Origin of the sequence: Streptomyces sp. CA-243310, from assembly GCF_050936775.1 — a bacterium.
In the GTDB taxonomy this organism is placed as follows: domain Bacteria; phylum Actinomycetota; class Actinomycetes; order Streptomycetales; family Streptomycetaceae; genus Streptomyces.
Window position 1 is genome coordinate 300,018 of the sequence record NZ_JBNJMF010000003.1, and the last position, 24,477, is coordinate 324,494.

Here is a 24,477-nt window from a genome sequence, read left to right on the forward strand (position 1 = left end):
GTGGAGAGGTGAAATCGCGGACAGCGTGTGTCGCACCTCCGTTCCTCGAAGGCGGCGGTCGCACAACCGTGGCGGAACAAAGGAGAGCGGATGAACACCTACGACTACGTCATCGTCGGAGCCGGGTCGGCGGGGTGCGTGCTGGCGGCGCGCCTCTCCGAGAACCCGGACGTCCGCGTGGCGTTGATCGAGGCGGGCGGCCCGGACACCGCCCAGGAGATCCACGTACCCGCCGCCTTCGGCACGCTGTTCAAGAGTGGGGTCGACTGGGACCTCGACACCGAACCCGAACCGGGACTGGACGGCCGCCGCGCCTATCTGCCCCGGGGCCGGGTCTTCGGGGGGTCCAGCTCGATGAACGCGATGATCTACATGCGCGGCAACCCGGCCGACTACGACGGCTGGGCGGCGACCGGGGCCACCGGCTGGTCCTACGACGAGGTGCTGCCGTACTTCCGGCGCTCCGAGGACAACGAGCGCGGGGAGGACGCCTTCCACGGGGTGGGAGGACCCCTGCGGGTCAGCGAGGGCCGGTCCCGGCACCCGCTGGCCGCCGCGTTCGTCGAATCCGCCGTACGGGTCGGACACAAGCGCAACGACGACTTCAACGGCGAGACCCAACTGGGCGTCGGCACATACCAGTTGACCCAGCGCGACGGGATGCGTTGCAGTACGGCCGTCGCCTGGCTCCACCCCGCGCTGTCCCGGGCCAACCTCACGGTGCTGCCGGCGACCCGGGCCCACCGGGTGGTGGTCGAGAGCGGCCGGGCCACGGCTGTCGAGGTGGAGCGCGACGGCGCCGTCGAGCTGGTCCGCGCCGAGCGGGAGGTGATCCTCTCCGCGGGCGTCTACGAGTCCCCGAAGCTGCTGATGCTGTCCGGCGTCGGCCCGGCCGCCGCACTGGCGCCCTTCGGCATCGACGTCGTCGCGGACCTCCCCGTCGGCCGCGGGCTTCAGGACCACTACATGGCGCTGCTGAACTTCCGCACCCACGTCGAGTCGCTGCTGACCGCGGCGACGCCGGAGAACGCCGCCCTGCTCCAGGGCGAGGGTCGCGGCCCGCTGACCTCCAACATCGGCGAGGCCGGCGGCTTCTTCCGCAGCCGCGAGGACGTCCTGCTCCCCGATGCGCAACTCCACATGGCGCCGGTGCTGTTCCACCAGGAGGGCCTGGGCGCCGTCGCCGAACACGGGTTCGCACTCGGCCCCTGTGTGCTCGCCCCGACCAGCCGCGGCCAGGTGACGCTGCGCTCCCCGCGACCGGATGCCGCACCGCGGATCCTGCACAACTACCTGACGACGGCCGAGGACCGTGACTGCATCGTCGACGGGGTCCGGATCGCCCTCGACATCACGGCGCAGGCCCCGCTGGCCGACATGATCACCGGGCAGTTCGACGTCCCCGAGTCGGACTCCGCGCCCGATGTGCTCGCCTGGGCGCGCAGGTCCGGCATGACGCTCTTCCACCCGACCTCGACCTGCGCCATCGGGTCCGTGGTCGATCCCGAGCTGCGCGTCCTGGGGGTGGAGGGGCTGCGGGTCGTCGACGCGTCGGTGTTCCCGACGGTCCCCCGGGGCAACACCAACGCCCCCACGATCATGGCCGCGGAGAAGGCGGCCGACCTCATCAAGGAGACCGTGCGATGACCACGTCGGCGCCGACCGCGGAACAGGAGGCGCGGGTCGACCGGGCCCTGGCCGAACTCGTCCGGGGCGAGGCCGCCTGGGCGGCGTGCGACCTCCCGCGGCGCGGGCGGCTGCTGGACCGGGTGCGGGCCGCCACCGCCGCGCAGGCCGGGGCCTGGGTGCGCGCGGCCGCCGCCTACAAGCGCCTGCCCGACGGCAGTCCGCTGCTCGGCGAGGAGTGGATGTCCGGCCCGTACCCGGTGCTGACCGGCACGGCCGCGCTCGGCGAGAGCGTGCGCGCGCTGGCGCGGGGACGCAGCCCGGTCGACGGGTTCTCGCTCGCGACGGCGCCGGGCGGGCGGGTCGCCGTACGGGTGCTGCCGCACGGGATGTACGACCGGCTGCTGCTGAGCGGGTTCAGCGCCGAGGTGTGGATGCCCCCGGGGGTGACCGCGGCCCGGGTGCGCGAGGGGGCCGGGCTCGGCCTGCGCCGGCCCGAGCGGACGGCGGGGGTCGGCGTGGTCCTCGGCGCCGGCAACATCACCTCCATCCCGGTGCTGGACGTGCTGTACGAGCTGTACGCCCACAACCGGGTGGTCGCCCTCAAGCTCAACCCGATCACCGACGGCCTGTACGACGTGTTCAGCGCGGTGCTGGCCCCGCTGATCGAGGTGGGTGCGGTACGGATCCTGACGGGCGGCGCCGACGTCGGGACCCGGCTCGTCCACCACCCGTCCGTCGCGCACGTGCACATGACCGGCAGCGCCGCCACGCACGACGCGATCGTCTTCGGCGCCGGCGCCGAGGGCGCCGACCGCAAGAGGAACGGGACGCCACTGCTGACCAAGCCCGTCACCAGCGAACTCGGAGGCGTCTCGCCGACCCTCGTGCTCCCCGGCACCTGGTCCGAGGCGGACCTGCGCTTCCAGGCCGAGCACGTGGCCACTCAGCGGCTCCACAACGGCGGGTACAACTGCGTGGCGTCCCAGGTCGTGGTCATCGGCTCCGACTGGGCCCAGAAGGACCGCTTCCTCACCCACCTGCGCGCGGCACTGGCCCAGGCCCCGACGCGCCCCGCCTACTACCCGGGCAGCGACGATCGGGTGAAGCAGGCCCTGGACGCCTACCCGGACGCCCGGATCCTCGACGAACGGGTCCTCGTCGAAGGCGTCGACCCGAGCGCCCCGGGACCGCTGCTGACCACCGAGTACTTCGCCCCCGTACTCGGCGTCGTCGAACTGCCAGGCAACGCAAGGGAGTTCCTGGACACCGCCGTCCGCACCGCCAACGAGGACTTCGCCGGCACACTCGGTGTGAACCTCATCGCGCACCCGGACACCCTCGCCGAACTCGGCCCCGCGCTGGACGAGGCGCTCGCCGAACTGCGCTACGGCACGGTCGCGGTGAACGCCTGGACCGGTGTCGGCTACCTGACGGCGAACGCCTCGTGGGGCGCCTTCCCCGGGCACACCGTGGCCGACGTGCAGAGCGGCATCGGGGTCGTGCACAACGCGATCCTGCTCGACGGCCCCGAACGGACCGTCGTGCGCGGCCCGTTCCGTCCGGCCCCCCGCTCCCTGCTGCACGGGGAGCCCTCCCTGTCCCCGAAGCCCCCGTGGTTCGTCGGCAACCGGACCGCCGCGCGCACCGGCCGGCTGCTCGCCGACTTCGCCGCCGCGCCCCGCTGGTCGGCGCTGCCCGGAATCTTCGCCTCCGCGCTGCGCGGCTGAGCCGGGGCGCCCCGCGTCCCGGAAGCGAACGCCAGGCCCGATCGAGGCCCGGACCACGAAGCCGTGGTCCGGGCCGATTTCGTTCGGCGATCGTGTCGTGCGCGTCACCGCCGCGAGGCCGCCCCGGACGCGGCGGGCCGCCTCCGATCGCGCCCCGCCACCGGCGTTCACCCGCGTTCACCCGCGAGGAACGGCAGAAAACCGAAGGAATCAGGCCAATCTCTTACAACCGAAATGAACGGGACCACGAGCACCAAGTCGGGCTCGAAAATTGGCCATTCTCATTCGTAGAGAATTCGTATGAGGATCCGGGTGACTTGTGGGTAGGTCTAGCAATTGAACACCCGCGCGATTTAGGGTTGCCCGGGCAATGCGGCAATGGGTCGATGTTTCGACAGGAGGAACGGATCGTGTGATAAAGGGGCCGGTCCGACCTTGAAGCTCAACCGGGGGGAACGATGGACGGGCCGCAGGGCGGCGCGGAGCGGAAGGTACGGAATTCATCGAATTCAGAATCCGCCGCCCCGACATCCATGAGCGATATTCTTTACCTTATCAATTCCTATTGCTCCGGATCATTGCCCATCGATATCCTCCGGACGCTCGACGACGCACGGATCGCATTCGTTCGGGGTGACATCGGCGACGCGCTGGCCGCCGTCGACCGGACACTCGACGAGTTGGACGGGTCGATGCCCGGGTACCGGGACGTGATCGCGCTCCGGCTGTTCATGGGGTCCGTGATCGGCGCGGACTCGAAGCGATGGTTGGCCGAGGCGGCCGATGAGAGCGTCTCCGGGTCGGACGCGCTCACCGTGGCCGCCCTGTGCGTCGAATCGGACGAGCACTGGCATTCCGGGAGCCTGCTCCAGGGGCTGTCCCTGAACCGGGCCGCGGTCGAACATTCCCACGACGTGGCCCCGGTGTGGCGCGTCTACGCCTGCCTGCTCTTCGCCAAGAAGCTCAGCGACATCCACATCTCCCTCCAGGCGCACCGTGTCGTGCGCGACCTGGACAACCTCATCGACACCACCGGACTCCACGTGCTCGGGTCCCTGCCCGAGGCCCTGCGCTCGGTCCTGCACCTCCAGGCCGGACGGTTCGAGCAGGCGATCGAGTCGGCCTCGTCCGCCGTGCGCGTCAGCGACGAACACCACTCGGCCGTCGGCGTGAAGCTCGCCCTCTCCGTCGCGGCGACCGCCCACCTGGCACGCGGCGACTGGGACCGGGCCGTGACTTCCCTGAAGTCGTTCCACGCGAAGGTCGACCACTACGCCCTGCCCGACTCCGTCGCACGCGCCGCGTTCGCGGAAACGGCCCTGATCGCCGCACAGGAGGGGCCACACGCGGCCGCCGAGCAGATACGTGCCAAGTGGCACCTGCTCAACACCGGTTCGGCGAGCCTCATCGAGGACCCGGCGCGACCGGCGTGGCTGATCGCCGTCGCACGGCGGGCCGGGGACACCGCCCTCGCCGAACGCTGCCTGCGGGCCATCGAAAGGCTGGCGAACGACAACCGCGGGTTCACCCTCCTGGAGAGCGCCGCGCAGAGCGCCCGCGCCGCGGCGGCGGGCGAGAAGCCCGAACTGACCTCGCTCCTGGACTTCGGCGCGGACCGGCCTCCCGTCGTCGCGGCCCACCACCACCCCTCCCCGCAGCCGGCCCCCGACCCGGAGTCGCTCGCAGCGTCCCCGGCACGTACCCGGCGACGGGCCCACCCCGCACCGGCCGCCCGCCCGACCGCCGGCCGCGACGGCCAACCCCGTACCGCCGAAGCGGTGGCGCGGGCCGGAGCCGCCGACCCCGCGCCCCCCGAGCCGAGGCCGATCGCCTCGCTGAGCCTGCGGGAGAGCGAGATCGCCCGGTTCGTCGGCCGCGGCATGACGAACCAGCAGGTCGCGAAGCAGCTCGACCTCTCCCCGCACACCGTGAACTTCCACCTGCGCAACATCTTCCGCAAGCTCTCGATCTCGACACGCGTCAAACTCGGCCCGATCGTCGCGCAGTTCGACCGACCACCGGACTCCTGACCGATGGACACCCGAACGACCCGGGTGCCCGACCACAGGACCCGCGACCCCCGGACTCCCGGCCCCGGCGTCCCCCGATCGCCGGGGCCGCCGTCAGTTCGGCTCGACACCCACCGAGACGCCCACCGCCCGGTTCAGGGCCCGCGCCGTCCCGGCCGGATCGAGCAGGTCGACGTCCTCCAGCTCGCGCAGCACGTCGTCCGGGCCGCCGACGGCCCGGAACTTCTCGCGGACGAGGGACCGGTGGTCCCGGCGCGTCGCCGGGCCCGCCGAACCGATGAACGCCTCGCACTCCTCGGTCACGACGGTGCCGTCGACCAGCTCGACGGCGACCCTGGCGCCGATGGCCATCGTCGCGTTCTCCAGCGTCTCCTCCGGAGCGCCCAGCCCGGCCAGGATGCGCGGGACGTCCGCACCGCCCCACGTGTGCAGTTCGGGCCAGTCCAGCGCGCGGTCGCCCGCCTGCCGCAGGGCCTCGCCGAGCGGCGACGTCGCCCGCACCATCCGCTCCGACAACACCATGTCGTGCTCGACCGTCACCTTGTCCGCCAGGGACCAGCGGGCCGCCTCGCCGATCGCCGCGGGGGTCAGGTCCGCCACCCCGAAGGTCCCGGTCGAGAGCAGCGTGGCGACGCCGTACCCGATGGACAGGGTCGCGGCGGACACGCTGGTGTCGGGGCCGTGCAGGTCCCGGGCGACCTTGCGTTCCATTTGCCAGGTGAGCAGCGAGCCGTGGACGAGGACGCGCCGCACGCGGGACGCGTCGACCGCGCCGAGCCGCCGGTGGAGGCGTTCGGCGCAGTCGAAGGCGGCGTGCAGGTAGGCGCTGCCCGGGAAACGCTTGTACGTCAGGGTGTCCGTGTGCCAGCGCCGCCCCAGCCCCTCGATCACCGCGTCCGGCAGGGGCACGGCCGACAGGTGCGCCAACAGCCCCTCGGGGTGTTCGAGGATCGTGTCCGGTCCGGCCAGCCCGTGGGCCGCCGCGTCGCACGCGTCGAGCGCCAGGCGGATCGGCGCCGCCGCGCCGAGCGCCTTGACGTCGCTGGTGACGACCCCGTGGTGGAGGGGAACGGCCAGGATCCCGAACGCCATGCCCAGCCCCGCCGTCCACTCCCGCTCCGACGCGCGCCGGGCGTGGAGCCGGGCCGCCGCCGCGCTCGCCAGGTGGCAGTGCGTGTTCGTCTGGCCGCGGAAGAAGGGGCTGAGAATCGTGGCGGCCGAGACGCGCGCCGCGCACTCGTTCGCGACGACGATGGTGGTCAGCAGCGACCTCCCGTCGAGGCCGCCCCGTACCGCCTCCGCGATGGCGACGTTCACCGCGCCGGCGGACACGTGCCCCGAGTAGGCCACCTCGTCGAAGTCGAGTGCCGTCGCCAGGGCCGCCAGGACGTAGGCCGACCGTCCTGCGTCGGGCTGGAGCGGGGCACCGAACGCGTCGACGATCCTCCCGCCGACCGGGTGCCCCAACGAACCGCGCACGGCCGCGAGGTTCGAGACGAGCTGACTGCGCGCCGCCGCCAGGGTGCGCTCCGGGATGTCCTCGTATCCCACCGTCCGGGCCCAGGCGGCCAGTCTGGTGGTCAGGCTCGTCCCCGGATCCTCGTCGGGCGCGGCCGGCTCGGCCGTGACGGGCGTGGTCGACGTCATGTGCGGGTACCCCCGTCGTGCGGCGGCACGGGCGGCGCGCCCCCCGTGCCGCTCGTGGATCCGGCCCGTTCCTCCAGCGCGCGGTAGGCGCGCTCGTGCCACAACAGCGGTCGTCCGTCGCCGACGCGCACGGCGGTCAGCCGTCCGTACACGACGACGTGGTCGCCGACCTCGTCGAGGGAGTACACGTCGCACCAGCCGATCGTCAGCGTCCCCGCGATCGACGGGGCGCCGCGGATCAGCCGCACCTCGTGGCCCAGGTCCTCGAATCGCGAGCTGTCGCTCGGCGGCCGGCTGAACCGGTCCGCCAGGTACGGCTGGTCCTCGGACAGCAGATGGACGGCGAACCGGCCGGCGTGCCGGATCGCGGCCACCGTGCGCGAACCCCCGGAGACGCAGCACAGCACGATGGGCGGCTCCATCGACACGCTCGTCAGGGTGCTCACGGTCGTCCCCGACCAGCCGGAGTCGCCGCACGCGGTCACGACGGCGACGCCGGCCGTCAGCTTGCGGAAGTACGCGCGGCACGACGCGTCGCTCGGCGCCGCCTCCGCCGTTCGCAGGGAACCGACACCCACCACCGGTCAGCCCTCCTTGAACCACGGCGGTGCGTCCGCCGCCGTCAGCACGGTCAGCGCCGCGGGCACGACGTGGATGTCGTAGGAGGGCGTGTTCCGCGGCATGACCTCGCCGTCGTGTTCGAACAGCACCGCCCGTCCGTCGGTGTCCGCGACGGTGATCCGCTCCCCGCGGCCCCACAGGATGCCGGGGACCTCGTACACGTCGCCGAGGACGGCGGCCTGCGCGAAGGCCGCCATGTCCACCGCCGAGGTCACCACCGTGACATCGAGCAGCCCGTCGTCGACGATCGACGCCGGGACCAGGTTCAACAGCCCCCCGCGGTAACGGAATCCGCCGACGATCGTCTCGACGACGCCGCCCTCGTGGAGCACCTCCCCGTCCACGGTCACCCGCCCCGGGTACGGCTCGTTGTCCTCCATCGCGGCCAGCGCGGCGGCCATCAACAGGTCCCGGCCCTTCTCCGGCCGGTTCCGCGCCGCCAGCAACGTCGCGGCGAACAGCCCGCTGCCGGAGCCGAGGACCACGACGTGGTCGTTCTGCTCGATCCGGGCCAGGTCGATCGTCCGGACGGCCGCCCCGCCGCGCAGCGCGAGCGCGGCCACCTTCTCCCACGGTTCGTCGTTCCACAGCCCGCGGTAGACCGAGTTCCCGGTGCCGCCCGGCGCGACCAGCAGCGGCGGGACCGCGCCGGCGCCCGCCTCACCGGCACGGAAGAGCCCGGTGGCCACCTCGCAGACCGTGCCGTCGCCCCCCACGCTGACGATCAGGTCGGGCGGCTCCGCCGCGCCCGCCAGCTTGTACGCGATGTCGCGGGCGTCGCCCGGGGCGGTCGTCCGTACCGTGTGCACCTCGGCGGCCCCGACCGCCTCCAGGGCGGCCACCATCCCGGCCCCGTCGCCACCTGCCGCCGGATTGACCACCACGGCGACCCGCAGACCTCGTGTCATGCTCCCACCTCTCCTGATGCTGCTTCTCGACACGCCGTTCCCGACCGGTGACGGCGCTACGGACGGAGCCTGCGCACGACGCTGACCCGCGCCCCCCGCTTGGGGATCATGGTGATGTGATTCATGGCGCTGCCCTCGTCCCCGGGATCCACGGCCCGCAGCTCCACGGCCCGCAGCATCCCCGCCATCACCGTCTCGACCTCCACCTGGGCGAACATGGCGCCGATGCACCGGCGCACACCGCCCCCGAACGGGATCCAGGCGTTCTGCGGCGGCGAGCCCTCCAGCCACCGCTCCGGACGGAACCGCCTCGCGTCGGCGCCCCACAACCGGGGATCGCACTGCACGGCCCCGACCGACGGCAGCACCGCGACGCCCGCCGGAAGGCGGTAACCGCCCAGCTCGATCGGCTCGGTGAGCCGCCGGGCCACGTTGTGGATCACCGGCCGGACCCGCAGGGCCTCCTTGAAGACCGCGGTCCGGTACGCGTCCTTGGGATCGTCGAGCCCGTCACGGACCCGCGCCAGGACGTCGGGGTGGCGCAGCAGCCGCTCGAAGAGCCAGGCGAGCGCGACCGCCGTCGTCTCGTGCCCCGCCACGAGCAGCGTCATCACCTCGTCGCGCACGACCTCGTCGTCGGGCTCGCTCTCCACCAGCATCGACAGGACGTCCGTGCGCCCCGGCCGCTCGGGATCGCGCCGCCGCCGGGCGATCTCCGCGTAGATCAGCGCGTCGGCGCGTTCGAGGTTGCGCACGACGTTGCGCCACGGCCAGACCTTGCCGAGCTCGGGGCGGATCCACACCAGGATGTCCGACAGGCCGATGTCCGACACCCGGCGCAGGGCCGCGCTCAGCTCCGCCGCGCGCCGCAGGTCGTCGACGCCGAACACCACCCGGACCATGATCTCCAGGGTGAGCGCGTAGGCCCGGTCCAGGAACCGGACCGGCTCCCCGATCGGCCAACTGCGCGCCTCCTGCTCGGCCATCTCCCGCATCGTCGTCGTCAGCGCGGCGATGCGGTCGTGGTGGAACGGGGGCATCATCCGCTTGCGCGCCGGCTTGTGATCGGGGGCGTCCAGCGTCAACAGCGAGTGACGGCCGACGATCGGCACGAGGAGCGAGTTCCCCTCGCCCGCGTGGAAGACCTCCGGCGCGCCCCTGAACACCTCCTTGATGTGCTCGGGGTTCCGCAGGATGACGAACGGCCCGCCCGGCACCACCCGCAGGGTCACGATGTCCCCGTACCGGTCGTGCATGAGCGGCAGGTAGTGCTGGCGCCCCCGCCGGAACCGGATCGTCTGCCGCAGCACCGACTCCGACGGCCCCGGAGGCATCCGGTCCATCGACTCGGTGATCGACACGTTGCTGATCGACGCCGACGTCATCAACCGCTCGTTGGCGCTCGCGTTGTCGCGCCCGGCCCTGCTCATGTGCTCTCCGTCCGTCGTGCGTGGCTGCTCCGCCCGGCCGGCGCGGCGCTCGGGCCGGGACCCGGCGCCGACGACCGTCCGGCCTCGGCGCCCAGATGGGCCAGGTAGCGGTCGAGTACCCGGTTCGCGAGGCGCCCCCGGGGTACCCACGGGCCCTTCGACCGCACCCACGGCAGTGCGAACGGCAGGTCGTCCCCGGCGTCCTCGACGATCCGGCGCGCCAACTGGGCGCCGTTGTACGCCGAGACCGCGAGCCCGTGCCCGTTGCACCCCCCGGCGTGGAGCAGGCCCGGATCGGCGCGGTGCCGGCCCACGATCGGGAGCCCGTCGCGCGTCATGGCGATCGGACCCGCCCAGGAGGACTCGATCTCCACGTCGGCGAGCGTCGGGGACAGGGACCGTACGGCCGCCCGCAGCCGGCCCGGCGCGGGCGCCACGGAACCGAAGGGCCCCCGCCGCACCGCACCGCCGCCGACCACCAGCCGCCCGTCGAGCGTCAGGCGGAAGTACGGCGACAGCTCCCCGTGCTCGATCAGGGGCTCGGTGTGCAACCCGTCCAACGCGGAGAGGGCCTCCGGCGGGAGCTTGCGCGTCACCCCGGCCTGCACCCGCAGCCCCACCACCCCCGCCGGCGCGCCGGGCGCCGCGCCGAACGCGTTGACCGCCATCACGACGTGATCGGCGACGATCTCGCCGTCGTCGGTGGCGAGCGTGGTCAGCAGCCCCCGCCGCACGGCGCGGACCGGACTGCGTTCGAAGACGGTCAGGCCGCGCTGCTCACCGACCCTGGCGAGCTGCCCCGTCAGCGCGGCCGGATCCAGTGTCGCGGCCTCGCCGTAGCGCAGTCCGCCGAGATGGCGGGCCGCGAAGGCGGGCAGCCCGTCCCGCTCGACCAGCGCGACGGGCAGCCCCAGCGCCCCGGCGGCATCGGCCTCCCGCCACTGCTCCTCGGCGGCCTTCTCGTCGCGGGCGACGACGAGTTGGCTCCCCGGGGTCAGGTCACACACGATCTCGTGGCGCCGCACCAGGTCCAGGACGTGCCGGACCGCCGCGATCGACCACAGGTGCGCGGCGCGCGCCACGTCGTCGCCGTACCGCCGGCGGGCCACCCTCAGCGGCGGCCCCACCCGGGGGCCGAGCAGCCCGGTGCCCCGCCCGCTCGCCCCGGCCGCCACGTGATCGGCCTCCACCACCACGACCCGCAGGTCGGGGTCGAGTTCGAGCAGTTCGACCGCGGTGGACAGCCCGGTCAGCCCCGCGCCGACGACGGCGACGTCGCAGCGCCGGCGCCCGTGCAGGCGGGGCCGCGGGGCCGCGTCCTCGCCGCTCGCCCAGGGGGTCCCGGAGCCGTTCACCGGAGCCTCCCGCGCACGCCGGCGAGGGAGAACCGGCGGCCACCGGTGACGGCGCGGGCGATGGCCCGGGCGTCGACCGCCATGTCGGGCAGCTGGCCGGGCGGCAGCCGGTAGCCCTGGAAGTACATTCCGGGGGCGTGCGGCGCGGTCCGGCCGCCGTGCACGACGGGACGTCCGCCCGGCTGCGCCAGGACGTTGAGGTGCCCCAGGAAGCGTTCCATGTCGGGCCGTTGCCCCGTCGAGGCGATGATGACGTCCGGCTTGATGCTCGCGCCGCCTTCGAGGAGCACGGCCTTCTTGTCGAACCCGGTGACCCCGGTGACGACCTCGATCGACCCGTCCCGTACGGCGGGTATCAACCCGCGGTCGATGGCCCCGTACGAGTGCCCGATCCGGGCCACGCCCGCCATCGTGCCCTCCTTGGGGGCGGCCAGACCGTACTCCGACAGGTCGCCCCACTGCATCTTGTGCATCAGCAGACTGGCCCGGTTGACCAGCGCGTGCGGCAGCGGGCCGTGCTTGATGGCCTGGCACAGCAACGAGGTGGTCGGGCTGAGTTTGAACAGCACCGGCATGTTGCGGATCGACATCCGCACACGGGACGCGCCGGCGTTCGCCACGGCCACGGCGATGTCGATCCCCGTCGGACCGCAGCCGACCACCAGGACGTCCTTGCCGACGAAGGAATCGGGCACCGTGTACGACCGGGCGTGCAGGAACTCGCCCTCGAACTCGTCCAGTCCGGGCCAGTCCGGCACGAAGGGCTTGCGGTGCAGACCCGTCGCGACGACCACGTTGCGCGTGTGCAGGTCCCCGCCCGACGTGCGGACCACCCAGCGGCCCGCCTCCCGATCGACGCGGTGCACCTCCGTCTCGTAGCGCACGTCGGGGTCGAGGACCTCGATGTACTTCTTCATGTAGGTGAGGAAGTCGTTGCGCATCGGCCACGGGCCGAACTCCGCGGAGAGCCGCATGCCGGGCAGCGAACTCAGCCGGCGCCACGAGTTCATCCGCAGCGACGGGTAGTAGGCGTGCCAACTGGAGCAGGCGATCTTCTCCCGGTCGATGAGCAGGGGATCGAGACCGGCCTCCTTCAGCGTCCAGGCCACCGCGAGGCCGCCCGGCCCCGCGCCGATGATGATCGGGCGTTCACTGCTCACGGACATGTGTTCCTCACCTCAGACCCGTTCGGGCGTCGAATGGTGCGCGGTGTGCTGCGCGACGATGCGCTCCTCGAACTCCACGAACGCGGGGACCGCCACCGGCTCGAACCGCACGTGGAAGGACTTCAGGAAGTTGCCGAAGAGCGCGCGGTCGCCGCACAGGTGGATCGGCACGGCGAGGAAGGCCCACTCGAAGCCCGCGATCGCCGCCCAGACGCCGAGGACGACGGCGTGCGTGACGAAGCTGTGCATCGTGTTGTAGAGGACGTAGTACACCTTCGGGATCCGACCGTTCTCGGCGCGCCGGAACGCCATCGCCCCCGGGATGTAGCCGATCAGGTCGATGTAGACGAACAGCAGCACCGCGACCCACCAGCGCACTTCCGACAGGTGCAACAGGAAGAGCACCGCGCTCACGACGAGCGCGACGGCGTACTCCGCCCGCAGCAGTCGGAAGGTCACCCGGCTCTCGAACCGGTTCACGTGATCCATCGCCGGCCTCCGGACTACGCCGACAGCGCGGTGTCGGGCTCGCGCCGGGCGCCCAGCCGCGCGGTCACCGCCATGGCCGTCGCCGGATCACCGACGACGTGCGCCTCCCCGAGCAGCCGGTGCACGATGGTGGCGATGGCCTCCTTGAGCACCTTCGTCGCGATGGGCTCCAGCACGCCGGCCAGGCTGGGGATGCCGAAGTCGAAGGTGGCCTCGAACGTCACCTCGCAGCCACCCGCGATGGGTTCCACCCGCCAGGACCCGCGGAAGACGTCGAAGTCCCCGGCGGTCTGCTCGAAGACGATCCGACGCAGGTCGGGCTGGAGGTAGTCCACCTCGGACCAGCGCAGCGGACCGTTGCGGAAGAGGATGTCCCACTCGCTGACGAGCGGCTCGTCGCCCTTGTTCCCGTGGACGACGACGGAGCGCACCTCGTCCACGAAGTCCGGGTACTTCTCGAAGTCGGTGATGCGGCGGTACGCGAGGTCCGCGTCCGCGGTGAACGACTGCAACTTCAATTCCAGGCTACGCATGTGCCGGCACCTCGTACTCGGGGTTCCGCTCGGCGACCGACCTGGCCGCCCGCTCGAACCGGTCGAAAAGAAAGGCCACGTCGGAATCGGTCATCGTCGCGGGCGGCGTGAGCCGCACGACGTGATCCGAGTTGAGCGAGAGGTTCGCGATGACGTCGTGCGTGACGAGCGCCATGAACAGGTCCGCCGCCATGGCCGGGTCCGCGAACTCGATCCCGATCAGCAGGCCCGCGCCGCGCACCTCGTACGGGTGGTGCGGCAGGTACGTGGCGATGATCCGCTCCAGCTCCGGTGTGAGCAGGGCGCCGAGCGCCGCGGCCCGCTCCACCAGCCCGTCCTCCCGGATCGCCAGGATCGCGCCGCACACGGCGGCCATCGCGATCGGCGCCGCCGAGAACGTCGAGGTGTGCAGGATCGGGTCGCGGTCCAGGACGGAGAAGGTCTCCTGCGTCGCGATGGTCGCCGCGACCGGGATCACCGCACCGCCCAGCGCCTTCCCCGAGAGCAGGATGTCGGGGCTGACGCCCTCGGCGTCGCACCCCCACCACGCGCCGAGCCGGCCGAGACCCGACTGCACCTCGTCGACGACGAGCAGCGCGCCGTACCGGGTGCACACCTCGCGCACGGCCCGGAGGTAGCCCGGTGCCGGGATGACCACCCCGGCCTCGCCCTGCACCGGTTCGACGATCACGCAGGTCTCGCCCGGATGTCGGCTCAGCGTCCGCGTCAGCGCCTCGACGTCGCCGAACGGTACGTGTTCGACGTCCGGCAGCAGCGGCCGGAACGGCTTCTGGAACGTCTCCCGCGCGGTCACCGAGAGGGCGCCCATCGTCTTGCCGTGGTAGCCGCCCGTCATCGACACCAGCCGCCGGCGGCCGTTGAGCCGGGCGAGCTTGATGGCCGCCTCGACGGCCTCCGTCCCGGATCCCGAGAAGTGCACGCGGTCCAGGCCCGGTGGGGTCACCGACGTCAGGAGGTCGGCCGCCCGCGCGGCCGCCGGGTCGAGGAAGATCCGCGTGCCGATCGGATGCGTCCGCAGCTGGCGCTCGACCTCGCGCACCACGGTGGGGTGGCGGGCACCGGTGATGAAGACCCCGTACCCCCCGACGTTCAGGATCCGCTGCCCCCGGCTCGTGGTGATCCACGCGCCGGACGACTCCACCTCCACCTGGCCGCCCAGCACGTCGGCCAGGCGGGCGCGGCCCGAGCTCATCGTGCGCCGGTACGCCGACGCCACCCACGCGTCGTCCGTGACCGGCCCGTTGTCCGTCACCCGTGCGTTGTCCGTACCTGCTCTGTCGGGCATCTGGTACCTCACTCGAACCTGAGTACGTCGCCGGCGAAACTCGCGGCCAGCGCCCGGCTGGTGCCGGCCTTGGACGGCGGATGGAAGCTCACGCAGTGACAGGCCGCGGCGAAGTACGCCACGTCGGGCGAGGAGATGAACGCCATGCCGCCCAGGGCCTCGACCGCCCGCTTCGCGGTGTCGACGATCGCCTCCTGGGCGCCGTACCGGGCGATCATCGCCTTGGTGAGGGCGGCGTTGTCGCCCTCCTTCGCGACCAACTGCCGGGCGATCCCCTCCAGCAGTTGCGCCGCGCTCTCGACGCGCACGCCCAGGTCCGTCACCTGCTCCGCGCTCAGCTTCCGGCTCGCGAACGCCCGCTCGACCAGGGCGCTGGCCATGCCCAGGTAGCAGGAGGTGATCAGCATCTCGAACCACATGAACCCGACGGTCTGCAACTCGTCGAGCTCGCCCTGCTCACCGATGTCGGTGGGCACGAGCAGCCGGTCGTCGACGAACACGTCCGTCAGCCGGACCTCGTCGCTCTCCGCCCCCGCCAGCACGTTGCTGCCCCAGAACGGATGGACGGACACACCGGGCGTGTCCGCCGGCACGAGCATCAGCACCGTCTCGGATCCGCCGTCCTCCGCCGGCACCGAGACGCTGGCCGACAGCAGGTCCATGGAACGCGAGATGCTGCAGGGACGCTTCGACCCGTTGACGACGATGCCGCCGTCCTTGCGCACCCCGCCGACCGTGGGCGACAGGATCCCCTGACCGGGGTTGCCCTCGGCGAACCCCGAGGACACCAGCAGGTTCTGCGTGGCGATGCCCTCCAGCAGCGCCCACTCCACACCGCTGGACCGCAGGCTCTCGGCGAGCGTGAAGATGGTCGCCACCGAGAAGTGGTGCATCGTCGAGGCCACGGCCAGCGACGGCGCGGCCGCCCCGATCGCGCGGGTGACCTGGATCGCCTCCAGCGGTGTGGCGCCCGAACCCGAGTAGCTCTTCGGGATCACCAGCGCCGGACCGCCGCTCGCCCGGAACAGCTCCAGGCCGCGGTTGCCGGGCTTCTCCAGCTCGGGAAGGGGGATCTCCGACAGCTTGCCCAGGAGACCCGGCAGGTACTTCTCACAGACCTCGCGGGCCTCGTCAAGCGTGCGCATCGCGCTCCTTCTCCTCGGACGGTCGCGCGGAATCGTTCGCGACGATGGACACCCCTTGAAGGTGCGTGGTCCGCAACACGGGGTAGTTGGCCTCGCCGAAGGCCCCGCCCGTCAGCCCGGTGCCGCCGTGCGAGGGCAGCGGGGCGGTGAAGGCGATGTGCGAGTCGTTGACCTTGAGCAGACCGCCCTTGACCGTCTCGGACACGAACCGGTCGATCACCGACTCGTCCCGCGCCCACAGCGAGTTCCGCAGCCCGTACAGGTTCGTGTTCACGAACTCGACGAAGCCGTCGAACAGGGTGTCGTCGTCGGCGTGTTCGGGCACGACGATCGGCAGCAGCGGGAAGAACGTCTCGTGCTTGACCACGTTCGCCTCGCGTGCGCCGCGCAGACCGTCGACGCGGAGCACCGTCGGTTCGAGGAAGAACCCGGAACTGTCCCGGGTCCCGTCGATCTGCATGCCGTGGCCGCCGGTGACGACGGTCGCGCCGTGTTCGACGGCGTCGGCCAGGAACTGGTTGAACTTGTCGTGGCGCAGCACGGGGGAGAGCAGCACGCCCTCCTCGTCCGGATAGCCGGGACGCAGCGCCTTCGCCCGCTCCACGACGCGGGCGATCAGGTCGTCCGCCACGTCCGGGTGGACGACCGCCTGGTTGGGGATCATGCAGAGCTGGCCGGAACCGTAGAAGCTCTCGACGAGCGCGTCGGCGGCCCGGTCGAGGTCCGCGTCCTTCCAGACCAGGACCACGTCGTTGCCGGCCAGTTCGAGGATCGGCTTCTTGCCGGCCTCGATGCACCGGCCCTCCAGCTTGAGGCCGCTGGGGACGTCACCGAAGTACATGATGTCGTCCACGTGCGGGCTGTTGATCCAGGCGTCCAGCATCGGCCCGGGGTGCCCGCACACGATGTTGAGGAGCCCCGGCGGGGCGCCGATCTCGTCCAGGATCGGCGCGATCAGGTGCCGCAGCGCGTAGGTCACGCCGAACGGCGCGGTGCGCGGGGCGCGTACGACGGCCGCGTTGCCCCCGGGAATGCACATGGTGCCCAGGAGCGCGCTGACCAGCGGCGCGTTGGCGGGCGGCGTGATGCACACGACGCCGTCGGCCTGCCGGCGGACGATGTTGCGACGCCCGTCCACGGCGAACTCCTGCCACAGTTGCCCGCGCAGGTACTCCGTCGTCTCCTTCCGGGTCAGCTCGCGCATCCCGGAGATCTCCCACTTGGCGAGCTCCAGCGGATGACCCTCCAGGGTCAGCAGCCGGACCAGCTCGTCGCCGTGTTCGTCGATGGTGGCGCGCAGCAGCTCCATCCAGCCGTCGAACCGCGTCGTGAGCGGTACCGAACGCCAGATCCGGGTCGCCTCGGCCGCGGCGGCCAGCGCGTCCAGGGACGTCTCCTTGTCGGCGACCGCGACCCGGCCGGCGATCACGCCCTCCGGTACTTCGTCGGGCGAGATCCTGCCCGACTCGAGTTTTCGCTTCAGGCTCAGGCTCGCGAACGAATCGTCCAGGACGGCGCGTGTGGAGAGCACGTACACCCACTGGCCGCTCTCCACGTCCTTTCCGCGTACGTAACTGCTCAGAGAAGGTATGGGTCGGGAATCGACGTTCGCTGTCAAAGTGACCTCTGCAATCTGGATTCCGATGACAACTCGGTGGCGGTGGGCCGCCTGCGTCAGTGGTGCGTCATCGCAGTATCGACGGCCGCTCTGAAACGCCCCTGACGTCTCGCGGGACGTGACGTCGGACGGGCGTCAGAGGGGGTCGCTAACGTCTGTTCCAACGCATCGCCGATCGTGGGGACAGCGCATGAAGGTGCCCGATTCGCTCCAACCGCAGGACCACGCCCCGATGGTTTCCGCCCTTGAGCGGTACGCCGACAATCCGAGCGCGTTCCTCGCCCTCAACCGCGGCAACGAGTACTTCACCTTCACCGGAATCGAGGGATTCATCTGCTACCGGCCGCACGGCCGGCGGTGGATCCAGTTCGGGGGACCCTTCACCGGGGAGCCGGACCGGAGGGAATTGCAGTCCCGATTCCTGGAACACGCGCACCGCAACGGCCGCAGGGTCGTCGGTGTGCAACTCCAGCGCGAGGACGCCGACCTGTTCGCGGAACTGGGACTCACCGTGAACCAGGTCGGGGCGTCCTATGCCGTGGAACTCACGGATTTCAGCCTGCGCGGCAAACGCTTCGTACGACTGCGGAACAAGATCTCCCGCGCCCAGCGCGCGGGGCTGGAGGTTTCCGCCGTCGACGCCGAGGCCGACGCGGTCGCCGGCGAGATCGCGGACATCGACGCGAGGTGGCTGCGGGAGAAGGGGAAGCACACCAAGGAACTGACGTTCCTGATCGGCGAGATCGGCGGACCCTGGCAGCCCCTGCGGAAGCTGTTCGTCGGCAGGATCGACGGCGCCGCGATCGGCTACGTCTCCTACGCCCCCGTGTACGGATCACGTCCCGGCTGGCTGCACGACCTGAGCCGCCGGCTGCCCGACTGCCCACCGGGTGTGATGGAGGCGATCAACTCCCACGCCATCGACCACGTCCGGGCCCTGGGGGCGCCCTGGCTGCACTTCGGGTTCACGCCGTTCACCGGCCTGGACGAAGCCCACCGACTGCCGACCGCGAGCCGCGCCGCCACCCGGATGATCCGTCTGATCGCCGAACACGGTGACCGCGTCTATCCCGCCAAGAGCCAACTCGAATACAAGTCGAAGTGGTATCCGAACGCGGTGCTGCCCGAATACTTCGCCTTCGACGGAGGGATATCGCCGCGATCCCTGTGGAGCGTGGTGCGGGCGACGAACATCCTGTGAGAGAACGACCCTGGAAGGGTACTCGAAGCGGCCGAACGAGGTCCGGGGAAACCCGGTCGGGCTCACGCCCACGCAGGTTCGAATCCTGCTCCTTCCGCTCCGCCCCACCGAGCACAGAACGGATCCCGCTGTGACCGAAGTCCGTTTCGTCGCGACCTGCAATGCCCCGCTCGACGTCACCTTCGCCTATCTGGACGACTACCGGAACGTGACCGAATACTGGCACGGGATGACGAGCTACAAGCCGGTCGGCGCCCTCGACCACGGCCCCGGGTCGATCTACGAGGCGATATCGAGGATGGGCCCGTCCACCCTGAAATCGACCATCGAGACCGTCGAATGGGAGAAGGACGTCCGGATCGCCTACACGTCGGTGTCCGGCATGGACTCGAACACGACCTTCGATTTCGCCGCCGTCGACGCGACCCACAGCACGGTGGAATTCCGCATCGAGTTCCGGCTGCCCGGCGGAATCGCCGGCAGGGCGATCGAGAAGACGCTGGAGCCCTTCGTGTCCACCGCCGCCCGGAACACCGCGGCGAACATCTCCAAGCGGGTCGCCGAGTACTACGAGGTGGTGCGCGCCGACACCGGACGCGGGGCCGCCGACCTCCCGAAGTAGTGGCGACGGCCGCACGGCCCCGCCCCGGCCCGAGGCCGGAGGGAAGGGAGCGTCACGTGGTCGAACCCGCCCCGCCCCCCGGGAGCCGGGCACCGCGCCGCCCGGTGACGCAGCCGCCACCCCACGCGCCCGACGTGCTCGCCCGGGCCTGGCGGCTCGACCACGCGCTGGACACCGACGCGTTGGAGCGGGCCCTCGGCGCGCTCACCCCCCGGGCGGCGGAGGAGGCGTCCGAGCCCCCGACCGTCGTCGACGTACCGGACCTGTCCGCGCTCCGCGACCTGTTGGCCGCGCGCGCGGCCACCCGCCCGGACCCGTCGGCCGCACGCGCGGCCACCGGGGCCGATCCGTCGGCCCCGCCGCGCCCGCGCGTCGAACTGTTCCGGCTCGGGACGCGGGACCACGTCCTCGTCGTCTGCGCCGGCCGCGGCCCCTGGGACGGTTGGGCCGAAGGCGTGTTCCGCCGCGAACTGGGCGCGCTGTACGCGCGCGAGGCGCACGCGGCGCCCCCGTCCGCTCCGGCGCGGCTGCGCGGCGGTGCGGGCCGGCGCCGCGTGACTCCGGAGGTACCACCCCTCCCGCGTCCCGCGGCGGATCGTTTCACCGCCGCCGTGGTGCGCCACCGGTGGGACCCGACGGTGCTCGCGGGCGTCGAGGCCCTCGCGCGCCGGTGCCGGGTGCCCCGGTTCGTCGTCCTGCTCGCCGGACTGGAGGTGCTGCTCGCCCGCTGGTCCGGGGCTCCGGAGGTCACCGTCCTCATGGCGCACCACGGCGCCGTCGATCCGACGCCGGCCGAGCGCGCGGGCGGCCGCCCGGCCGACCCGGTCGCGTTGCTGCGCCGCGCCTACCGTCCGGACGAGCCCTTCGACGTGCTCGTCGTCCGCGAGGCCGCCCGGTCGGGCCTCGACCCGGACGGCGCGCCGGCGTCCCCGACCCGATTCTCCTTCCGGGTGGTCGGTGAACCGGCGCCCCTGACCCTGCCGGGCGTCGGTGTCACCGAGGTCACCCCGCTGCTCGCGCACGGCGGACCGAGGCCCGCCCCGTGCGACATGTCCCTCGACGTGACCGCGACGGACCTCGTCCTGCGCTACGCCGAGGAACTCTTCGACGAGGCCACGGTGCGGTTGCTCGCCCGCCACTACGGCGACCTGCTCGCCGCGGCCGTCGCCGACCCGTCCGCCGCGGTCGGCTCGATCCCCTTCGCCCCGCCGGCGCGTGCGGTGCGCGCGCCCGGCGCGCTCGCCGCACTGCTGGGGACGCTGCCCGACGTCCCGGGCGGCGCCGCGACCGGAGCCCGGATCATCGACGACACGGACGGGACGCGGCTGCCGGTCGGCCTGCGGGGCCGGCTGCAACTGGAGGTCCGCGGCGCCGCCGGCGCCCGCCGATGGGTGGACACCGCCGCGTTCGGCTGGTGCACCCCGCGCGGCGGCATCCTGCTCGACCGGATCCCGTCGCCCCCCGAACCGGCGCCCGCGCCGCCCGCGCGCCGAACCTTCCGCGGCGACGCCGCGGCGGGCATGGCCTCGCAACTCGCCGTGCTGTGGGCGCAGAAGCTCGGCCTGGCACCGGCGGGACCCTGAAACGCGGGTGGGCCCCGCCCGTCGGCCGGATGACGGCCGACGGGCGGGGCCCACCCGCGTTTCAGGAGGAGCGCACCGCATCGCGACCGCCGGACTCGGCCCGCCCTCGCGACCAGTTCGCCGTCAGGAAGTCGCCGATGTCGCGCAGCGACGCGGCCGCCTCCGCGACCAGCCCCGCCTGCGCCTGCGCCGCGTGCCACAGGACGGCGCTCTCCGCGTAGCGCAGCCGCACGCCCGCGCGCCGCAGGGCCACGGCGAGGTCGAGGCACTGGGAGTACAGGAGTTCGCGGGTGTTGGTGTGGAGGTAGGTCGGCGGCAGCCCCGCCATCGGACCGAGCAGAGGGGCGTACCGGGGGTCCGCCGGGTCGCCGGCACCCAGGTAGGCCGCGGCGCAGGCGAGCGCCCACCGGCGGTTGATCACCAGATCGCGGCTCCGGTCGGCCACCAGGTTCGGGTCCGCCCAGGGGGAGACCAGGACGAGGGCCGCCGGCCGGCGCCCCGGGGCGGAGGCGAGCAGTTGGGCCGCCGCCAGGGCCACGGCCCCGCCCGCCGAGTCGCCGGCCAGGACGATCGTGTCGGGGGCGTGGCCCTCCAGAGTCGTCAGCGCGTCGAACGCGGCGAGCGCGTCCTGCGTGGACGCCGGGCAGGGGTGCTCGGGCGCCAGGCGGTAGTCCGGCAGGTAGACGGGCCGACGGATCTCGCGGGCCAGGTGCGCGGCCAGCGAGCGGTGGGTGGCGGGCGAGCCCACCGTGTGTCCGCCGCCGTGCAGGTAGAGCACGGCCCCGGTCCCGGACGTCGGCCCGACGGTGACCCGTTCGGCGGGCCGCCCGCCCAGCTGGAGGGCCTGTACGGAGGTGTCCGGCGGCAGCGGTTGCATCCGCGCGAAGCCGTTGAGCAGCGCGCGCTGCGCCGCGTACGGCAGCCGGTGGTGGAAGGCGAGCCGGAAGCCGGGGTGCAGCAGTACCCGCGCGAGCGGCAGCGGCAGGGTCGGCAGCGACCTCACGACGTGCTCCCGGGTCGCGGGGCGATCCTGATGAGGCGGGACATCCAGGTCCCGAACCGTTGGGAGCCCGTCGGGCTGACGCGGCCCAGCAGGTCGAGGGCCTTGGCCTCGGCGCCCACCAGGACGCGCGCCCGCCCCCGCGCGACGCCCTCGACGATGGTGTCGGCGGCCATCTCCGGGCTGTGCAAGGCCAGCCGCCGGTCGAAGGCGCGCGCGATGCCGGCCGCGTCCAGTCCCGCCGCGGCCGTGGCGTTGCGCGCGACGGCGGTCTTGATGCCACCGGGGTGCACACAGGTCACCCGGACCGGATGCCGGGCCAGCAGCATTTCCTGGCGCAGGCACTCGGTGAACCCGCGCACCGCGAACTTGGAGGCGTTGTAGGCGCTCTGCCCGGGATAGGTGATCAGCCCGAAGAGGCTGGAGACGTTGACGACGTGGCCGTCGCCGGACTCGATCAGGTGGGGCAGGAAGGCCTTGGTCATGTTCACCACGCCCCAGAAGTTCACGTCCAGAACGCGTTCGATGTCCTTGAACGACTCCCGCGCCACCTCGCCGTAGAAGGCGATGCCCGCGTTGTTGTACATCTGGTTGACCCGGCCGAAGTGCGCGCGGACCTCGTCCGCATACGCCAGGACGGCCTCCCTCTGGGTCACGTCGAGCCGGTCGACCTTGACTCCGACGCCCTTGGCCTCGCACCGCACCGCGGTCGCCTCGGCGCCGTCGACGTCGATGTCGCAGAGCGCGAGATCGGCGCCGAGGTCGGCGAGGCGCAGCGCGAGCGCGCGACCGATCCCGGATCCCGCACCGGTGATGACGACGACTTTCCCTGCGAAGCCGGCGGCTTCCGCTTTCCTGGTCATTGTGGTCCTCGGGTCGTGACGTGGTAGGCGTCGACGTCGAACTTCCGCGTGATCCGCCGGAATTCGTACGAGAAGCCGGGCCACATCGTGGTGTTGTCGCCGTGCTTGTCCAGGTACCAACTGGCGCAACCGCCGATGTTCCAGACGGTCCGGGACAGTCGGTGGCGCAGCATCCGGGAAAATTCCTCCTGCGCCTCGACGCGGACCTCCAGCGAGCGGACGCGCTGTCGCCGCATGGTCGCGAGGGCATCGACCAGGTAGTTCACCTGGGACTCGATCATGAAGATCATCGAGTTGTGGCCCAGGCCGGTGTTGGGGCCGACCAGCAGGAACATGTTGGGGAAGTTCGCGATGGCCGTGCCCTTGTAGCACTGTCGGCCCACGGTGTCGAAGACCTCGCCGAGGCTGCGGCCGTCCTTGCCGCGGATCCTGCGGTAGGTGGGGGAGTCGGTCACCCGGAACCCGGTGGCCAGGACCAGGGCGTCCACCTCGCGGACCGTTCCGTCCGCGGTGACCACGGACTTCTCCCGGATCTCCGCGATGCCCTCGGTGACGAGCGAGACGTGGTCCTGTCGGAAGGTCGGGTAGTAGGTGTTGGAGAGCAGGATGCGCTTGCACCCGGCGCGGTAGTCGGGCGTGAGCCGGCGCCGCAGGGCCGGGTCCGGCACCTCGCGCCGCAACCTGGCCCGGGCGAACGCCCCGACGGGCCGCATCAGCGCGGGCCGCTTCGCCAGGGCGACGGCCTGCGCCTCGTGCGCCCAGTAGATCCCGGCGCGCACGAGCCGCTGGTAGAAGGGCACGTACCGGCACGCGAGGCGTTCGAGCGCGGAGTACGGGCGGTCCAAGCGGGGCAGCACCCAGGGGGCGGTGCGCTGGTACACCTGGAGTTCGGCGACCCGGGGGGCGATGGCGGGGACGATCTGGACGGCCGACGCGCCCGTTCCGACGACCGCGACCTTCAGGCCCTCCAAGTCGCCGGAGTGGTCCCACCGCGCCGAGTGGAAGATCTTCCCGGCGAAGGTGTCGATCCCCGGTATGTCCGGCAGCGACGGCTCGCACAGTGCGCCGAACGCGCCCACCAGGACGTCCGCGACGAACAGCCCCCGGGAGGTCTCGACCTCCCACCGGGCGGAGTCCTCCACCCAGCGCGCGGCGAGCACCTCGCACCCGAAGACGTGCCGGTCCCGGACGCGGTACCGCCTGGACACCCGGGTGATGTACTCCTGGATCTCCGGCTGGGTGGAGAACGACCGGCTCCAGCCGGGGTTCAGGGCGAAGGAGTACGAGTAGAGGTGCGACGGCACGTCGCACGCCGCACCGGGGTAGGTGTTGTCACGCCACGTGCCGCCGACGTCGTCGCCCCGTTCGAGGACCAGGAAGTCGTGCCGACCCTCGCGACGGAACCGGATCGCGGCGGCGAGCCCCGCGAGCCCCCCGCCGATCACGAGGATCTGCGTGCGCCGGCCCGGTGCGACCGGGGGACCGGCCCGCCCGGACGCCGTGGGCGCGGCATCTGTCGTCTTGTTCTGGTTTGTAGGACTCAAGGGGGGATCAGATCTCCCGTCACACCCGTCCCGAACGATGGACCCGGATGGTCCCAGATG

20 protein-coding genes and 1 tRNA gene are annotated in these 24,477 nt (G+C 72.2%); 7 read left to right on the forward strand and 14 right to left on the reverse strand.

The window, feature by feature from the left end; all coding sequences use genetic code 11:
* Positions 1-90: 90 nt before the first annotated feature.
* From ACQEVM_RS34605 to ACQEVM_RS34615, 3 genes are all read left to right on the forward strand, one after another.
* Positions 91-1,647 carry a GMC family oxidoreductase gene (locus tag ACQEVM_RS34605; protein ID WP_433086004.1) on the forward strand — a complete coding sequence of 519 codons (1,557 nt, stop codon included), beginning with the start codon at positions 91-93 and terminating at the stop codon, positions 1,645-1,647.
* Positions 1,644-3,356 (forward strand): aldehyde dehydrogenase family protein, encoded by a 1,713-nt coding sequence (locus tag ACQEVM_RS34610; protein WP_433086006.1) that lies wholly within the window; start codon positions 1,644-1,646, stop codon positions 3,354-3,356. Before ACQEVM_RS34605 ends, ACQEVM_RS34610 begins: the two co-directional genes overlap by 4 nt.
* Positions 3,357-3,934: 578 nt before the next feature.
* Entirely contained in the window at positions 3,935-5,386 is a 1,452-nt protein-coding gene (locus tag ACQEVM_RS34615) for a helix-turn-helix transcriptional regulator (RefSeq protein ID WP_433086008.1), read from the forward strand.
* Between the two features lie 93 nt (positions 5,387-5,479).
* Here the strand turns inward: ACQEVM_RS34615 and ACQEVM_RS34620 are convergent, their stop codons facing one another.
* From ACQEVM_RS34620 to ACQEVM_RS34670, 11 genes are read right to left on the reverse strand one after another with little or no spacing between them, the layout of a single operon-like run.
* Positions 5,480-7,033, reverse strand: coding sequence for an MmgE/PrpD family protein (locus ACQEVM_RS34620; RefSeq protein ID WP_433086010.1), 1,554 nt, complete (start codon positions 7,031-7,033; stop codon positions 5,480-5,482).
* Positions 7,030-7,614 (reverse strand): flavin reductase family protein, encoded by a 585-nt coding sequence (locus ACQEVM_RS34625; protein WP_433086012.1) that lies wholly within the window; start codon positions 7,612-7,614, stop codon positions 7,030-7,032. Before ACQEVM_RS34625 ends, ACQEVM_RS34620 begins: the two co-directional genes overlap by 4 nt.
* A 3-nt stretch (positions 7,615-7,617) precedes the next feature.
* Complete coding sequence (locus tag ACQEVM_RS34630) at positions 7,618-8,562, reverse strand: diacylglycerol/lipid kinase family protein (RefSeq protein WP_433086014.1); 945 nt, start codon at positions 8,560-8,562, stop codon at positions 7,618-7,620.
* A gap of 56 nt (positions 8,563-8,618) precedes the next feature.
* Positions 8,619-9,992, reverse strand: coding sequence for a cytochrome P450 (locus ACQEVM_RS34635; protein ID WP_433086016.1), 1,374 nt, complete (start codon positions 9,990-9,992; stop codon positions 8,619-8,621).
* Positions 9,989-11,347, reverse strand: a complete 1,359-nt coding sequence (locus ACQEVM_RS34640) for an NAD(P)/FAD-dependent oxidoreductase (protein ID WP_433086018.1) — start codon at positions 11,345-11,347, stop codon at positions 9,989-9,991. Before ACQEVM_RS34640 ends, ACQEVM_RS34635 begins: the two co-directional genes overlap by 4 nt.
* Complete coding sequence (locus ACQEVM_RS34645; RefSeq protein WP_433086020.1) at positions 11,344-12,507, reverse strand: flavin-containing monooxygenase; 1,164 nt, start codon at positions 12,505-12,507, stop codon at positions 11,344-11,346. Before ACQEVM_RS34645 ends, ACQEVM_RS34640 begins: the two co-directional genes overlap by 4 nt.
* Positions 12,508-12,525: 18 nt before the next feature.
* Positions 12,526-13,002, reverse strand: coding sequence for a hypothetical protein (locus ACQEVM_RS34650; protein ID WP_433086022.1), 477 nt, complete (start codon positions 13,000-13,002; stop codon positions 12,526-12,528).
* A 14-nt stretch (positions 13,003-13,016) separates the two neighbouring features.
* Positions 13,017-13,535 carry a type II toxin-antitoxin system RatA family toxin gene (locus tag ACQEVM_RS34655; RefSeq protein ID WP_433086024.1) on the reverse strand — a complete coding sequence of 173 codons (519 nt, stop codon included), beginning with the start codon at positions 13,533-13,535 and terminating at the stop codon, positions 13,017-13,019.
* Complete coding sequence (locus ACQEVM_RS34660) at positions 13,528-14,841, reverse strand: aspartate aminotransferase family protein (protein WP_433086026.1); 1,314 nt, start codon at positions 14,839-14,841, stop codon at positions 13,528-13,530. Before ACQEVM_RS34660 ends, ACQEVM_RS34655 begins: the two co-directional genes overlap by 8 nt.
* Positions 14,842-14,849: 8 nt before the next feature.
* Positions 14,850-15,986, reverse strand: a complete 1,137-nt coding sequence (locus ACQEVM_RS34665) for an acyl-CoA dehydrogenase (protein ID WP_433086028.1) — start codon at positions 15,984-15,986, stop codon at positions 14,850-14,852.
* Entirely contained in the window at positions 15,973-17,541 is a 1,569-nt protein-coding gene (locus ACQEVM_RS34670) for an aldehyde dehydrogenase family protein (RefSeq protein WP_433086030.1), read from the reverse strand. Before ACQEVM_RS34670 ends, ACQEVM_RS34665 begins: the two co-directional genes overlap by 14 nt.
* Before the next feature lie 253 nt (positions 17,542-17,794).
* Here ACQEVM_RS34670 and ACQEVM_RS34675 point away from each other — a divergent pair, with 253 nt between their 5' ends.
* From ACQEVM_RS34675 to ACQEVM_RS34690, 4 genes are all read left to right on the forward strand, one after another.
* Complete coding sequence (locus tag ACQEVM_RS34675) at positions 17,795-18,805, forward strand: bifunctional lysylphosphatidylglycerol flippase/synthetase MprF (RefSeq protein ID WP_433086032.1); 1,011 nt, start codon at positions 17,795-17,797, stop codon at positions 18,803-18,805.
* A 12-nt stretch (positions 18,806-18,817) separates the two neighbouring features.
* Positions 18,818-18,902 (forward strand) — tRNA-Phe (locus tag ACQEVM_RS34680).
* 33 nt (positions 18,903-18,935) lie between these two features.
* Positions 18,936-19,427, forward strand: coding sequence for an SRPBCC family protein (locus tag ACQEVM_RS34685; protein WP_433086034.1), 492 nt, complete (start codon positions 18,936-18,938; stop codon positions 19,425-19,427).
* Positions 19,428-19,483: 56 nt separating this feature from the next.
* A complete protein-coding gene (locus ACQEVM_RS34690; RefSeq protein WP_433086036.1) occupies positions 19,484-21,010 on the forward strand; it encodes a hypothetical protein in 1,527 nt (508 codons plus the stop codon).
* 61 nt (positions 21,011-21,071) lie between these two features.
* Here the strand turns inward: ACQEVM_RS34690 and ACQEVM_RS34695 are convergent, their stop codons facing one another.
* The 3 genes from ACQEVM_RS34695 to ACQEVM_RS34705 are packed head-to-tail and all read right to left on the reverse strand — an operon-like array spanning position 21,072 to position 24,417.
* Positions 21,072-22,013 (reverse strand): alpha/beta hydrolase fold domain-containing protein, encoded by a 942-nt coding sequence (locus tag ACQEVM_RS34695; protein ID WP_433086038.1) that lies wholly within the window; start codon positions 22,011-22,013, stop codon positions 21,072-21,074.
* Positions 22,010-22,873, reverse strand: a complete 864-nt coding sequence (locus ACQEVM_RS34700) for an SDR family NAD(P)-dependent oxidoreductase (RefSeq protein ID WP_433086040.1) — start codon at positions 22,871-22,873, stop codon at positions 22,010-22,012. The genes ACQEVM_RS34695 and ACQEVM_RS34700 overlap by 4 nt, the downstream gene beginning before the upstream one ends.
* Positions 22,870-24,417: a flavin-containing monooxygenase gene (locus tag ACQEVM_RS34705; protein ID WP_433086042.1), complete on the reverse strand. Its 1,548-nt coding sequence runs from the start codon at positions 24,415-24,417 to the stop codon at positions 22,870-22,872. Before ACQEVM_RS34705 ends, ACQEVM_RS34700 begins: the two co-directional genes overlap by 4 nt.
* Between the last annotated feature and the right edge of the window lie 60 nt (positions 24,418-24,477).

Bases quoted from the DNA above. Each gene is read 5' to 3' on its own strand.
- ACQEVM_RS34700 (WP_433086040.1), bottom strand. From the start codon at position 22,873: ATGACCAGGAAAGCGGAAGCCGCCGGCTTCGCAGGGAAAGTCGTCGTC.
- ACQEVM_RS34635 (WP_433086016.1), bottom strand. From the start codon at position 9,992: ATGAGCAGGGCCGGGCGCGACAACGCGAGCGCCAACGAGCGGTTGATG.
- ACQEVM_RS34665 (WP_433086028.1), bottom strand. From the start codon at position 15,986: ATGCGCACGCTTGACGAGGCCCGCGAGGTCTGTGAGAAGTACCTGCCG.
- ACQEVM_RS34650 (WP_433086022.1), bottom strand. From the start codon at position 13,002: ATGGATCACGTGAACCGGTTCGAGAGCCGGGTGACCTTCCGACTGCTG.
- ACQEVM_RS34660 (WP_433086026.1), bottom strand. From the start codon at position 14,841: ATGCCCGACAGAGCAGGTACGGACAACGCACGGGTGACGGACAACGGG.
- ACQEVM_RS34630 (WP_433086014.1), bottom strand. From the start codon at position 8,562: ATGACACGAGGTCTGCGGGTCGCCGTGGTGGTCAATCCGGCGGCAGGT.
- ACQEVM_RS34620 (WP_433086010.1), bottom strand. From the start codon at position 7,033: ATGACGTCGACCACGCCCGTCACGGCCGAGCCGGCCGCGCCCGACGAG.
- ACQEVM_RS34610 (WP_433086006.1), top strand. From the start codon at position 1,644: ATGACCACGTCGGCGCCGACCGCGGAACAGGAGGCGCGGGTCGACCGG.
- ACQEVM_RS34655 (WP_433086024.1), bottom strand. From the start codon at position 13,535: ATGCGTAGCCTGGAATTGAAGTTGCAGTCGTTCACCGCGGACGCGGAC.
- ACQEVM_RS34675 (WP_433086032.1), top strand. From the start codon at position 17,795: ATGAAGGTGCCCGATTCGCTCCAACCGCAGGACCACGCCCCGATGGTT.
- ACQEVM_RS34605 (WP_433086004.1), top strand. From the start codon at position 91: ATGAACACCTACGACTACGTCATCGTCGGAGCCGGGTCGGCGGGGTGC.